The sequence below is a fragment of the Aeromicrobium sp. genome, assembly GCF_036676885.1.
Classification (GTDB): Bacteria; Actinomycetota; Actinomycetes; order Propionibacteriales; family Nocardioidaceae; genus Aeromicrobium.
The window spans coordinates 1-12,380 of the sequence record NZ_JAKFCB010000286.1 but is presented as its reverse complement, the minus strand read 5'-3'; the positions used below and the strand labels follow the sequence as shown (position 1 = coordinate 12,380).

Here is a 12,380-nt window from a genome sequence, read left to right as displayed (position 1 = left end):
AACTGGATGGAGACACTCATGACTACAGCGCGAGACATCATGACCGGAGGCGTCGAGTGTGTGGACGCCGGCGAGACACTCGTACAGGCCGCCAAGAAGATGCGCGACCTCGGCGTGGGTGCGCTCCCGATCTGCGGTGAGGACCAGCGCCTCAAGGGGATGCTCACCGACCGCGACATCGTCGTGAACTGCCTCGCCGAAGACGGCGACCCCAACACGATGACCGCCGGCGATCTCGCTCAGGGCAAGCCCGTCACGATCGGCGCCGACGACTCGATCGAGGAGACGCTCCACACCATGACGGAGCACGCCGTTCGCCGCCTGCCGGTGATCGACGGTCACGACCTGGTCGGCATCGTCAGCCAGGCGGACATCGCAAAGAATCTGCCCGAGGACCGCGTCGGCGAGCTCGTCGAGGCGATCTCCGGAGCGCCCAGCAACGACGGCTGATCCGGCCCCACTGCGTCCCCGGTCGCGGGCGCGGCCGGGGGCCCACGTGCATACGGCGCAGCGTCCCCGTTGTTGCGGGTGCACCGGGAGTCGGCCACGGTTGGGGCATGTTCCGAGGCGCAACCATCGTCCTGGTCGGCTGCCTCGCGCTCGCGAGCTGCTCCTCGAATCCGGACGCCAAGCCCGCACGTCCCACCCCCACGGCGTACACCGTCAAGGACGTGGCGTGCGACCGGGACCGCTCCTCGATGGACGCCAAGACCACGATCGAGCAGGTGGGCGGCCTGGCATCCGACGACTACGTGGTCCGCTTCTCGCAGAGCACCCGCCTCGGGGTCGTGGCCCTGGTCGACGGTGACACCCAGAAGGCCTTCGACGAGCTGGTCGGCACCTACGGCGTCACTGTGGTCGCGCAGATCGAGGACGACGGCACCAGCAAGGTCACCGGCTTCCAGCAGGTACGTGACCTCGTCGCGTCAATCTGCGACTGAGACACCTCCACGTACAAGCGACCCCGACCAAGGAACTGCCGGGGTCACTGTCGTGTGGTGGGCGAAGAGGGACTCGAACCCCCGACCTTCCGGGTGTAAACCGGATGCTCTAACCAACTGAGCTATTCGCCCGCAGGACCAGCGGAACGATACCGCAAGCGGCGCGCAAGACCCGCATTCGCGGGCGTCGGGACAAGCAGGAACCGCGGCTGCCAAGGTCTCGGGTCCCTGGCAGCCGCGGCATCTCAATCAAACCGTATTGGTGGGTTCACCCGCAGGTAATTTGGGAAGATTTCAGGAAAGTTCGGCCAGTGCCGTGCGGTAGTCCGAGAGATCGCGCCGGTCGCCGATTCCCACCTGCACCTTCCACCTCACGAGGCCCTCACGATCGATCACGTATGTCCCGCGGTTCGGCGCTCCGGCATCGTCGTTGAACGTGCCGTACGCCCTGGCGACCTCGCCGTGCGGCCAGAAGTCGCTGAGGATCGGGAACGTGTATCCGTCACGGTCCGAGAAGGCTCGGTTGGCGAAGAAGTGGTCGCAGGAAACGGCGAGCACCTGCGCACCGGCACCCTCGAAAACGTCCGGATTGTCGCGGATCTCGCCGAGCTCGCTTGCGCAGATGCCGCTGAAGGCGAACGGGAAGAACACCAGGACGACGTTCCTCTCGCCGCGGAACGACGAGAGCGTGATGTCCTCGCCGTGCTGGCTCTTGAGGGTGAAGTCCGGCGCGACAGATCCGACGTCGAGGCTCATGGGGTCGAGGGTAGACGGCCGTCGTGGATCGCTTGATCTCGATACGAGCCCTCGTCCCTCGGGCTCACTCGATCGGCGCGATCCACTCGGTCAGCGCAGAGCTCGCTCGGTCTCAGCGTTTGTGCGCCGTGAGTCTGGTCGAGGCCCAGTCCTCGGAGGCCGATGACGTCGTGGTCGTCGACAGGCCGGCGATCGGCGCTGCCTCGACGACGTCGGCACCGGGTACGTAACCCGGTCGGCCCACCTTGGGAGTGAACAACCAGACCGAGCCGCCCTCGACGAGATCCTGCAGCGCGTCGACCAGCGCATCGATGAGATCGCCGTCCTTGTCGCGCCACCAGACGATCACGCCGTCAACGACATCACCATGGTCACCATCGACCAGGTTGTTGCCGGTGACGCGCTCGATCTCGACACGGAGCTCCTCGTCGACGTCCTCATCCCAGCCCAGCTCCTGGATGACGGTGTCAGGACCGAAGCCCAACTTGCCCGCGTCCACCGCGATGTCTCCCTACGTTTGTGGAAAACCTACTGAAAAGTAGGTTCGTCAGCACTGTTGCCGCTAACACAGTAGCGAACCCGGGGTGGAATGATGGACACGTCCACAAGACTTCTTAGGGAGCAAGCATGCCGCAATCCGGCCCCGAACGACCGGCAGTCATTCACGAGGGTCTGCCGACCCAGTTGCCTGACATCGACCCGGACGAGACCTCAGAGTGGGTCAGCTCACTCGACGAGATGATCGACAGCCGCGGCCGTAGCCGGGCACGCTACGTCATGCTCAAGCTGCTGGAGCGCGCCCGCGAGCAGAACATCGGCGTGCCCGCCTTGCGCAGCACCGATTTCATCAACACGATCCCGCCCGAGCGCGAGCCGTGGTTCCCCGGCAACGAGGCGATCGAGCGCCGCATCCGGTCCTACATCCGGTGGAACGCCGCCGTCATGGTGTCCCGCGCCAACCGCCCGGGCCTCGGCGTCGGCGGACACATCGCGTCCTACCAGTCGGCGGCCAGCCTCTACGAGGTCGGCTTCAACCACTTCTTCCGCGGCAAGAACCACCCCGGCGGCGGTGACCAGATCTACTTCCAGGGACACGCGGCGCCCGGCATCTACGCCCGGTCGTTCCTCGAGGGCGGTCTCAGCGAGACGCAGCTCGACCGCTTCCGCCAGGAGCACTCGCACGGCCCGGGCAACGGCCTGTCGTCCTACCCGCACCCGCGCCTCATGTCGGACTACTGGGAGTTCCCCACGGTCTCGATGGGCCTCGGAGCGATCAACTCGATCTACCAGGCTCGCTTCAACCGCTACCTGCACAACCGCGGCATCAAGGACACGAGCCAGCAGCACGTATGGACGTTCCTGGGCGACGGCGAGATGGGTGAGCCCGAGTCGCTCGGCGCGATCGGCATCGCCGCCCGTGAAGAGCTCGACAACCTCACGTTCGTCGTCAACTGCAACCTGCAGCAGCTCGACGGGCCCGTCCGCGGCAACGGCAAGATCATCCAGGAGCTCGAGTCCACGTTCCGTGGCGCCGGGTGGAACGTCATCAAGGTCGTCTGGGGCCGCGAGTGGGACGACCTGCTCGCCCGCGACACCGACGGCGTCCTGGTCAACCAGATGAACCGCACGCCCGACGGCGAGTTCCAGACCCTCTCGGTCGAGTCCGGCGCCTACAACCGCGAGAACTTCTTCGGCCCCGACCCGCGCCTGCGCAAGATGGTCGAGCACCTGTCGGACGAGGAGATCGAGCGTCTCCCCCGCGGCGGCCACGACTACCGCAAGGTCTACGCCGCGTTCGACGCTGCGCAGAAGCACACGGGTCAGCCGACCGTCATCCTGGCCCACACGATCAAGGGCTGGCTGCTCGAGTCGTTCGCGGGCCGCAATGCGACCCACCAGATGAAGAAGCTCACCAAGGACGACCTCAAGGGCTTCCGCGACCGTCTCAACATCCCGATCTCCGACGCCCAGATCGACGGCAGCGACATCGCGCCGTTCTATCACCCGGGTGAGGACAGCGAGGAGATGCAGTACATGCGCGCCCGTCGCGAGGCGCTCGGCGGATCGCTGCCCAAGCGCGTCGTCAACCCGGTCAGCCTCAAGCTGCCCGAGGACAAGATGTACGACGAGCTCAAGAAGGGCTCCGGCAAGCAGCAGATCGCCACGACGATGGCCTTCGTACGCCTGCTGCGCGATCTCATGAAGGATCCGGAGATCGGCCATCGCATCGTCCCGATCGCGCCCGACGAGTACCGCACGTTCGGCATGGACTCGATGTTCCCGTCGGCCAAGATCTACAACCCGGCCGGCCAGACGTACGAGGCGGTCGACCGCAAGCTGCTGCTCGCCTACAAGGAGTCGGCGCAGGGCCAGTTGCTGCACGAGGGCATCAGCGAGGCGGGGGCGATGGCCTCGGCGACCGCGGCCGGCAGCGCGTACTCCACGCACGGCGAGCCGATGATCCCGGTCTACATGTTCTACTCGATGTTCGGCTTCCAGCGCACCGCCGACTCGATCTGGGCGATGGCCGACCAGCTGGCCCGTGGCTTCCTGATCGGCGCCACTGCCGGTCGTACGACGCTGACCGGCGAAGGCCTGCAGCACGCCGACGGCCACTCGCCGCTGATCGCGCAGACCAACCCGGCCGTCGTGCACTACGACCCGGCGTACGGCTTCGAGATCAGCCACATCATGAAGTACGGCCTCGAGCGGATGTACGGCTCCACGGAGGCGTTCCCCCACGGCGAGGACGTCATCTTCTACCTGACGGTCTACAACGAGGCCGTCCAGCAGCCCGTCGAGCCGGAGGACGTCGACGTCGAGGGCATCCTCAAGGGCGCCTACATCTACCGCAAGGCGACCGGCGGCGAGGCCTCGGCGCGCATCATGGCGTCCGGTGTCTCCGTGCCGTGGGCGCTCAAGGCTCAGGAGATCCTGGCCGCCGACTACGGTGTCGAGGCCGATGTCTGGTCCGTGACGTCGTGGAACGAGCTCGCCCGCGACGCCGTGGCGGCCGAGAAGTGGAACCTCAACCACCCCGGCGAGTACAGCCGCATGCCCTACATCACGGTCAAGCTCATGGACACGTCCGCCGTGACGGTCGCCGTCAGCGACTACATGCGCGCCGTGCCCGACCAGATCGCCCGCTGGGTGCCCGGTCCGTGGCAGTCGCTCGGCACCGACGGCTTCGGCTTCGCGGACACGCGAGCCGCCGCGCGGCGTACGTTCCAGGTCGACGCGGAGTCGATCGTCGTGTCGGTCCTGCAGACACTGGCCCAGCGCGGCACGGTGCGACCCGAGACCGTCCGTGAGGCGTTCAACCGGTTCCGCATCGACGACCCGACGGCCGTTGCCGACGTACCGCAGGAGGGTGGAGACGCCTGACCCGCAGGGAGACAAGCCCTCACAAGGACCTCTCAGGGTCGCCTAATAGGATGGCGTTCATGCGTCGTCAGCCCTACACCTTCGCGGTGTGCCTCTCAGTTCTCGTCGGACTGGCGGCCTACATCGCGTCGGAGCGCTACGACGTCCCGTTGCGCGATCCTGACGGATTCCTCGGCCCTGCCTACATCCGGCTACCGGTGATCGGCTTGTTGTTCTTCGCCGCAGGCATCGTCCCGCCGGCGTTCCGGCGGTCCCGGCGTACGTACGCCCAGACCCCGGAGTGGCGTCGATCCCTCGACTACGGCTCGCCGATCACCAGCCGACTGCTCGACGCATTCGTCACGACGTTCTTCTGGGGCCTCGTGGCGGGTGTCGCGGCGATCGGCTGGTCGGCGGCCGAAGGCTCGACCACGGGACGCGTGGCCGTCGTCGTCGTCGCGGTGGCGCTCGTTGCCGCCTTCGCCGCCATGGAGCTCCGCAGCCAGACCGCCACGGGCATGACAACGATCTCGCGGCTGACCGAGATCATGGTGCTCGACGAGTCCACGCTGCGACCCCTCACCTGGCGCCGCGCCCTCATCCGCCAGGGCCTCAGGATCGTGCTGCCGCTGCTGGCCGCACGCGCCGTCGTGGCGTACGCCCATCCCTACATCGGCGATTGGGTGTGGCTCGGCATCCTGCTGATCCCGCTGTGGCTCACGACCAACGGCGCCGACCGTCTGGTTGCGGCCCGGCGGTTCGAGGCCAATCGCATCCCTGAGGACCTCACGCCGCTGCGCGCCCGCGAGACGCCCCCGCGGCTGTTCATGTTCATGGACATCATCCGCGAGGAGTGGACGTGGAAGCGCGTCCTCTACATCGTCCTGGGACTGGTGTCGTTCTACGTCTGCTACGTCAGCTATCGCAACCTCAAGAGCGACCTGCCGCTGGCGCGCGCCGGGGTGCACTTCGACAAGCAGATGCTGGACATCGACTACTTCCTGTTCTTCAACCACAACCCCGCTCCGGTCCTCCACGACCTGCTGGGCACCGGGTTCGCCGCCCAGGTCCTGTCCGTGATCTACGTGGCCTACCTGCCCCTGATCCCGCTGACGCTCGGCGCGTTCCTCGTCTGGGGCAAGGACCTCTCGCTCGGCGCCTGGTACGCGACAGCGCTCAGCCTCAACTGGGTCCTCGGCGTCATCAGCTACTACATCTTCCCGACGTTCGGGCCGGCCTTCGTGCAGCCCGCGATGTTCGCAGACCTTCCGGAGACCAGCGCCGAACAGCTGCAACGAAGTCTGTTCCGCGCCGCCACCAAGTTCTACGAAGACCCGGCCGGCGGCAGCACGTACGGCATCGCCGGCTTCGCGTCGCTGCACGTGTCCGTCGTGGTCTCGGCCGCTCTGTTCCTGCGCGCGACCAACCAGCGCAAGGTCGTGCAGCTGATCGGCTGGGTCTACCTCGGCCTCGTGGTGCTCGCGACGATCTACTTCGGCTGGCACTACCTCGCCGACGACGTGGCCGGAGCCTTCATCGGCTGGGCCGCCGTGGCGATCGGTGCGTGGGCGACGGGCAACACCAAGCGACAACGCCGCAAGGAGCAGGCCACGATCGAGGCCCCGCCCCCGCTCGAGTCGAGGCCCGCCGTCCCTAGCTGATCGCGGGGGCGGCACCTTCGTCGGGCACCGCCGGCACGCTCTCGAGGGTGTACTGGTCACCACGACGTAGCAGCGCACGCCAGCGCCCGCGGTGGTACTGCGCCGGCGCGTTCGACTCGATGAACGCCGTCACCAGGCGGCAGAACTCCTCCGGATGGTCCTTGTGGGGGAAGTGTCCGGCGTCATTGAGAACGTGAACATCGGAGACCTGAGTCGGCGCGGAGTCCGCGTGCTTCGACGGTATGACGATGTCGTCGCGGCCCCAGACGACCAGCACCGGCATCAGGCGAGCCAGGTAGCTGCGGTCCGTCATCGTGACGAACTGGCCCTTCCAGTTGAGCACGTGGCTCGTCACGCGCTGGACGGCCCTGCGGGTCGCCGGGTCTGCCAGGGACTCGTAGATGCGGGCGACCTCGTCGAGGTCTCGTGTGACGGCCAAAGGAGTCCGCGAGAGCGCCCGCATGGTGCCGGCGACGAGAGGGCGCCACGGCCGGAACGTCGCTGCGGCGATCGCCGCGCTGCTGCCCGGGACGGTGAGGAACCGGATGAGCGGCGTGACCTCCTTGCCGAGGCCGCCGGTCGACACGAGCACGACCCGCTCGGTGCGGTCCGGGAACTGATAGGCGAACTGCATCGCGACCCCACCGCCGAAGCTGTGCCCCACGACCGTCACCTTGTCGATGCCGAGCACCGTCAGCAGGTCACGCATGCCGTTCGCGTAGCCGCCGAGCGAGTAGTCGGCATCGGGCTTGTCGGACTCGCCGTGACCCAGCAGGTCCGGCGCGATGACGGTGTAGTGCTCCGACAGGGTCGGAATGACGTCGAGCCAGGTCGACGAGTCGCAGGCGAGACCGTGCAGCAGGAGCAATGCGGGGCCGGAGCCGGAGATGCGGAAAGCACGTCGATAGCCATGCACCACCAGGTACTGGACGTCCTCGACGCTTTCCATCCGAACATCCTAGGGCGGCCCGTTCCGGCGGCCCAGGCAACCCCTGCGTGGTGTGCGTGATCGCCCACACCGCTCGTTAGACTCAACGCGTGCCTTCCCCCTCGTCAGTCCACGAACAGCTCACGGACATCCTCGTCCGTGTCGTCGGCTGTCCCGCCGACGCCGTCGTGCCGGGGGCGAGCCTCAAGGAGCTCGGCACCGATTCGCTCACGATCGTGGAGCTGGCGGACGAGCTGGGCCGACGGTTCGATGTCTACCTCTCCGACGATTCCGTCGACAGCCTGGTGACGGTCCAGGACGCGATCGACGCGGTCGTCCACCACGACGGCGCCACTACGCCGGCGCGCAGCGGCCGGGTGCCGACCACGCTGGAGTCCCCTGCCCCACCGGTCCGCGACTGGGAGCACGTCCAACGACGCCGGGTGGCCGAACGGATGATCTTCTGGTTCGTCGTCGCCGGCGTGCTCGTGGGAGCGGGCCTCGGCTTCGGCGGATCCGCGCTCATCAAGGCAACCGGCATCAGCTCCGTCGACCTGCCGCCCATCAGCAACCCGACCACAGCCCCCTCCACGGCGCCGACCACGACACCCGAGCCGGAACCCACCCAGACCAGCACCACCGAGCCGAACGTCCCGGAGCCGACGATCGAGGCCTCCAAGCCCCAGGTCGCCCCCGGCGAGCGGTTCGTCCTCGAGGGCATCTTCCCGGCCGCCGGTGAGGGCGCCGAGCTGCAGGTGCAGGTCAAGGACGAAGGCAGCGACTGGGACGACTTCCCGATCGAGACGACGACGCGCAAGGGTGGCCGGTTCAAGACCGAGCTCTACACCTCGCGCACAGGTGAGCGGCAGTTCCGCCTGCTCAACAAGCAGACCGACAAGGCGACGCCTGCCGTGACGGTCGAGATCGGCTAAAGCCCTAGATCACCTGGTGCAGCCAACGCACCGGCGCGCCGTCGCCGGCGTGACGGAACGGCTCGAGCTCGGCGTCCCATGCCGTGCCCAGCAACCCGTCGAGGGCGGTGTCCATGTCGACCTCGCCCAGCGCGACCTTGACGCGGAAGGCCTTGATGCGGTCCTCCGGGATCAGGATGTCGCCGTGCAGCCCGGCCATCGCGTGGAAGATGCCGAGGGACGGCGTGTAGGAGTAGCGCGCGCCCTCGGTGGACGCCGTGGGCTCCTCGGTGACCTCGAAGCGCAGCTTGTCCCACCCACGCAGCGCCGACGCCAGGGCGGCGGCCGTACCGGCTGGGGCCTGCCACGACAGCTCGGCGCGGTAGGTGCCGGGTTCTGCCATCTGCGGCACCCAGGCGATGTCGGGAGTGCCACCGAGCACGCCGGATGCAGCCCACTCGACATGCGCGCACAGCGCAGACGGGGCTGAGTGCACGAAAAGAACACCCCGGGTCGGGGTGGTCGGCGAAGACGTATTCATCGGTGCCTCCCTAGTGTCGCCTTCCCCAGCGTCTTGGGAGCACCTGAGACCATTGTGACGCATGTTCTCGTGTACGGACAACATCTCGGCCGAAGGGAATGTCGGATGACGACCACTGTGGTGGACAATCCCGCCTCGTCGAGGTTCGAGATCACGGTCGACGGCGAGCTCGCGGGGTTCCTCGACTATCGCAAGGACGGCGACGAGTACGCCATCCCGCACACCCGCATCTACACGCGGTACGAGGGCCACGGCCTCGGCACCGAGCTGGTCAGCGAGGCGCTGAGCGAGATCGCTGCCCGGGGCGGCACGGTGCTGCCCTACTGTCCGTTCGTCCCCAAGGTCATCCGCGACCACCCCGAGTTCACCGAGCTCGTGCCCGAGGACCAGAGAGACACGTTCGGGCTCTAGAGACCTCCGCGACGGCGGCGCTTGGGCCAGACCGCGACGACTGCCGGGCGAGGCACGGAGCCCGGGCCATCCGGCCAGGTCGACGCCGGCGCCTCGACCGAGGCTCCTGAGACCTCACCGGGATGCTGGACGCAGACCATGACGCGCTCCCGGTCGATGTGCGGACCGCACGTCTCGGCACCGTTCGGCACGCTGAGGAACTGCTTGACCTGGCCGCGGTAGCTGCCCTCGAGCGCGAGCCCGAACAGCCCGTCGTGAGAGCCGAGGGCGTTGCCGTCGGTCGAGATCCACAGGTTGCCGTAGCCGTCGAACGCCAGGTTGTCGGGGCACGAGATCGGCGACACCTGGCTCTTGTCGAAGCCGGCGAAGTACGTCGACGGGTCCTGCGGATCGCCGCACAGCAGCAGGACGCTCCAGCCGAACGTCGTGGCGCCGGAGTCGTTCTGCGCCTCGGTGAGCTCGATGACGTGGCCGTGCTTGTTGCTGTTGCGCGGGTTGGCCTCGTCAGCGCCGGCCGCGCCTGTGGCGCCGCGGTTGCTGTTGTTGGTGAGGGCGATGTAGACCTTGCCGCTACGTGGGCTGGGCTCCACGTCTTCGGGGCGGTCCATCTTGGTGGCGCCAACCTTGTCGGCGGCCTGGCGGGTGAACAGCAGCACCTCCGCGGCGCTCATGCCATCGACGAAGGACTGGGTGCCACGAACGAGCGGGATCCACTCGCCCGAACCGTCGAACAGGCCGTCCTCGGGGAGCTGGCCGGACCCGTCGACCGGGCCTGAGTCGCCGGTGAACCTCGCGACGTACAGCGTGCCCTCGTCGAGCAGCGATGCGTTGCGCCGGCGGGCCGCTGCATTCTGGCCGCGAGCCACCTTCTTGTCCGAGACGAACTTGTAGAAGTAGTCGAAGCGCTCGTCGTCACCCATGTAGACCGCGACTCGGCCGTCGCTCGTGATGCGGGGCTCGGCCGCCTCGTGCTTGAAGCGCCCCAGCGCCGTGCGCTTCTTCGGCGTCGAGTGCGGGTCGTACGGGTCGACTTCGACGACCCACCCGAAGCGGTTCGGCTCGTTGGGCTCCTTGGCGATGTCGAACCGGTCGTCGAACCGCTCCCATTTGCGTTCGGTCGCCGTACCGCCCAGACCGTAGCGCTTGAGCCGCGCTGCCTGGACCGGCTCCGTCACCGTCGCCGCGTTGGCGAAGTACTGGTTGAAGTTCTCCTCGCCGCTCAGCCAGGTTCCCCACGGCGTGAGGCCGCCGCCGCAGTTGTTGAGCGTTCCCAGGACGGTACGACCGGCTGGATCGGCCGTCGTACGCAGGAGCTCGTGTCCGGCGGCCGGGCCGGTCAGCTCGAACTCCGAGCCGGTGTGCAGGCGGCGGTTCTTGCCGTCTCCCACGATCGGTCGCAGCGACCCGTTGCGGTCGGCCAGCTTGACGGCGACGACGGCGAGTCCGTGCGCCGCCCAAGCGATCTCGACCTGCTCACGTGTGGGGTTGGCGGGGTCATACCCGGGGAACATCATCGTCTCGCTGGTGTACTCGTGGTTGACCACCATCAGCTTGGTGTCCCGACCGTACGGCAGGAGTGCCAGGTAGTCGTTGTTGAACCCGAACTGCTTGCGCTGTGCCTCAGCGGTCTGTGCGTGCACGTCGAACGCCGGGACACCCTTGAAGAGTGGGTCGCCCCATCCGATGACGACACCCTTTTCGAAGCCTTCGGGGATCACGACGTCGTCGACGACGTTGGGGGCAACGGTGGCGAACTCGAGACCGGGCGCGAATGTCGGCGATGCCTTCAACCCCGACGTAGCAGTGGCGCTGCCCCTTGTCGCAGCAGCGGCGCTGCCGCCTCCCAGCACCGGCGCGGCGAGCCCCACGGCCCCGATCACCGCGCCCGCGCGCAACACCGAACGTCGGGAGACCGCCGCGCGCATCATGTCGCCGAAGTACTCGTTGTCGGAGCAGTTGGGCGCATCATTCGCGCAGGCATTGCCACAGCGGTAGAGGCAGGTCAGGGACGACCTTCCGGAGTTGTGAGCGGAGCGGTCTTCGATCGTGAACATCTGGGGTCCTCCCGAAAGGGTGCGGCGTGTCTGCGCCCGACGCTAGGACGGGAGATCACCGCGCGGACCAACGCGAGGTGAACTCTGGATGGACAAGCCCCGTTGGGGGTCCGCAGTCACCCGACGACGTTGACCTCGATGCCGTTCTCGCGCCACAGGTCCAGCACAGCCGGCTTGTCGTCCCACGCCGCCAGCACGTTGAACCCGTCGGCTTTGATCTGTTCGAGGATGTCGGCCTTGATCAGGACGTCCTTGCGGTAGTCGCCGACGATCCGCATGTAGACCGCGTCGTGCGGCACGTCGTGCTTCGTCAGCCACGTCAACGTCGTGTCGCGCCACTGGAACTCGCGCGATGTCACGACCACGATCGCTCGGCCAGCCGTGTGCTCGGCCTTCGCTGCGTCGACAACTTCCGTACGAGGCGGGCAGTCCGCGGATGCAGCGTGGAAAGCCCAGAAGTCCTTCTCGTCACCCTCGATGAAGTGCTCGATGCTCGAGGTGTCGCACAGCGTGCCGTCCATGTCGAAGATCACCGCATCGCGCATGCCGCTCATTCTGCCCGACGTGTAAGCCACAGCAGTTCGGGTACTTCCCACGCATACCCCCGAAGTGAAGGAGATCGAATGAGCACCATCACCGAAGCAGTGGACGTCGATGTCGACGTACGGACCGCGTACAACCAGTGGACGCAGTTCGAGTCGTTCCCGGAGTTCATGGAAGGCGTCGAAGAGGTGCGGCAGTCGGACGACAAGCACCTGCACTGGGTCACGAAGGTCGGCCCGGTGACACGCGAGTTCGACGCCACGATCACCGA

General features: G+C 67.2%; 13 protein-coding genes and 1 tRNA gene. 7 read left to right on the top strand and 7 right to left on the bottom strand.

Features of this window, described 5'->3' with window-relative positions:
• Window positions 1-18: 18 nt before the first annotated feature.
• The gene (locus V6M46_RS12985; protein WP_332665765.1) at window positions 19-450 is read left to right on the top strand and encodes a CBS domain-containing protein; all 432 of its coding nucleotides are present in this window, start codon (window positions 19-21) and stop codon (window positions 448-450) included.
• A gap of 107 nt (window positions 451-557) precedes the next feature.
• On the top strand, window positions 558-941 hold the full coding sequence (locus tag V6M46_RS12980; protein ID WP_332665762.1) for a hypothetical protein: 384 nt from the start codon (window positions 558-560) through the stop codon (window positions 939-941).
• Window positions 942-996: 55 nt separating this feature from the next.
• Here the strand turns inward: V6M46_RS12980 and V6M46_RS12975 are convergent.
• The 3 genes from V6M46_RS12975 to V6M46_RS12965 form a co-directional block, all read right to left on the bottom strand.
• Window positions 997-1,073, bottom strand: a tRNA-Val gene (locus V6M46_RS12975).
• Between the two features lie 162 nt (window positions 1,074-1,235).
• Window positions 1,236-1,697 (bottom strand): peroxiredoxin, encoded by a 462-nt coding sequence (locus V6M46_RS12970; RefSeq protein ID WP_332665761.1) that lies wholly within the window; start codon window positions 1,695-1,697, stop codon window positions 1,236-1,238.
• A gap of 112 nt (window positions 1,698-1,809) precedes the next feature.
• The gene (locus V6M46_RS12965; protein WP_332665758.1) at window positions 1,810-2,196 is read right to left on the bottom strand and encodes a DUF3052 domain-containing protein; all 387 of its coding nucleotides are present in this window, start codon (window positions 2,194-2,196) and stop codon (window positions 1,810-1,812) included.
• A 128-nt stretch (window positions 2,197-2,324) separates the two neighbouring features.
• On the opposite strand from V6M46_RS12965, the gene aceE reads away from it, so the two are divergent.
• On the top strand, window positions 2,325-5,081 hold the full coding sequence (gene aceE, locus V6M46_RS12960; protein WP_332665755.1) for a pyruvate dehydrogenase (acetyl-transferring), homodimeric type: 2,757 nt from the start codon (window positions 2,325-2,327) through the stop codon (window positions 5,079-5,081).
• Window positions 5,082-5,140: 59 nt separating this feature from the next.
• The gene (locus V6M46_RS12955; protein ID WP_332665752.1) at window positions 5,141-6,721 is read left to right on the top strand and encodes a phosphatase PAP2 family protein; all 1,581 of its coding nucleotides are present in this window, start codon (window positions 5,141-5,143) and stop codon (window positions 6,719-6,721) included.
• Here the strand turns inward: V6M46_RS12955 and V6M46_RS12950 are convergent.
• Window positions 6,714-7,670, bottom strand: coding sequence for an alpha/beta fold hydrolase (locus V6M46_RS12950; RefSeq protein ID WP_332665750.1), 957 nt, complete (start codon window positions 7,668-7,670; stop codon window positions 6,714-6,716). The genes V6M46_RS12955 and V6M46_RS12950 overlap by 8 nt on opposite strands.
• A gap of 89 nt (window positions 7,671-7,759) precedes the next feature.
• On the opposite strand from V6M46_RS12950, the gene V6M46_RS12945 reads away from it, so the two are divergent.
• On the top strand, window positions 7,760-8,581 hold the full coding sequence (locus V6M46_RS12945) for an acyl carrier protein (RefSeq protein ID WP_332665747.1): 822 nt from the start codon (window positions 7,760-7,762) through the stop codon (window positions 8,579-8,581).
• Window positions 8,582-8,585: 4 nt separating this feature from the next.
• On the opposite strand, the gene V6M46_RS12940 is transcribed toward V6M46_RS12945, so the two are convergent.
• A complete protein-coding gene (locus V6M46_RS12940) occupies window positions 8,586-9,056 on the bottom strand; it encodes a DUF3145 domain-containing protein (protein WP_442880517.1) in 471 nt (156 codons plus the stop codon).
• A gap of 150 nt (window positions 9,057-9,206) precedes the next feature.
• Here V6M46_RS12940 and V6M46_RS12935 point away from each other — a divergent pair, with 150 nt between their 5' ends.
• A complete protein-coding gene (locus tag V6M46_RS12935; protein ID WP_332665742.1) occupies window positions 9,207-9,512 on the top strand; it encodes a GNAT family N-acetyltransferase in 306 nt (101 codons plus the stop codon).
• Here the strand turns inward: V6M46_RS12935 and V6M46_RS12930 are convergent.
• Both V6M46_RS12930 and V6M46_RS12925 read right to left on the bottom strand, forming a co-directional pair.
• Window positions 9,509-11,566: a PhoX family protein gene (locus tag V6M46_RS12930; protein WP_332665739.1), complete on the bottom strand. Its 2,058-nt coding sequence runs from the start codon at window positions 11,564-11,566 to the stop codon at window positions 9,509-9,511. The genes V6M46_RS12935 and V6M46_RS12930 overlap by 4 nt on opposite strands.
• 116 nt (window positions 11,567-11,682) lie before the next feature.
• Window positions 11,683-12,141, bottom strand: coding sequence for a phosphatase domain-containing protein (locus V6M46_RS12925; RefSeq protein WP_332665736.1), 459 nt, complete (start codon window positions 12,139-12,141; stop codon window positions 11,683-11,685).
• Between the two features lie 48 nt (window positions 12,142-12,189).
• Here V6M46_RS12925 and V6M46_RS12920 point away from each other — a divergent pair.
• The coding region (locus V6M46_RS12920) for an SRPBCC family protein (protein WP_332665734.1) at window positions 12,190-12,380 on the top strand (191 nt) is incomplete at its 3' end.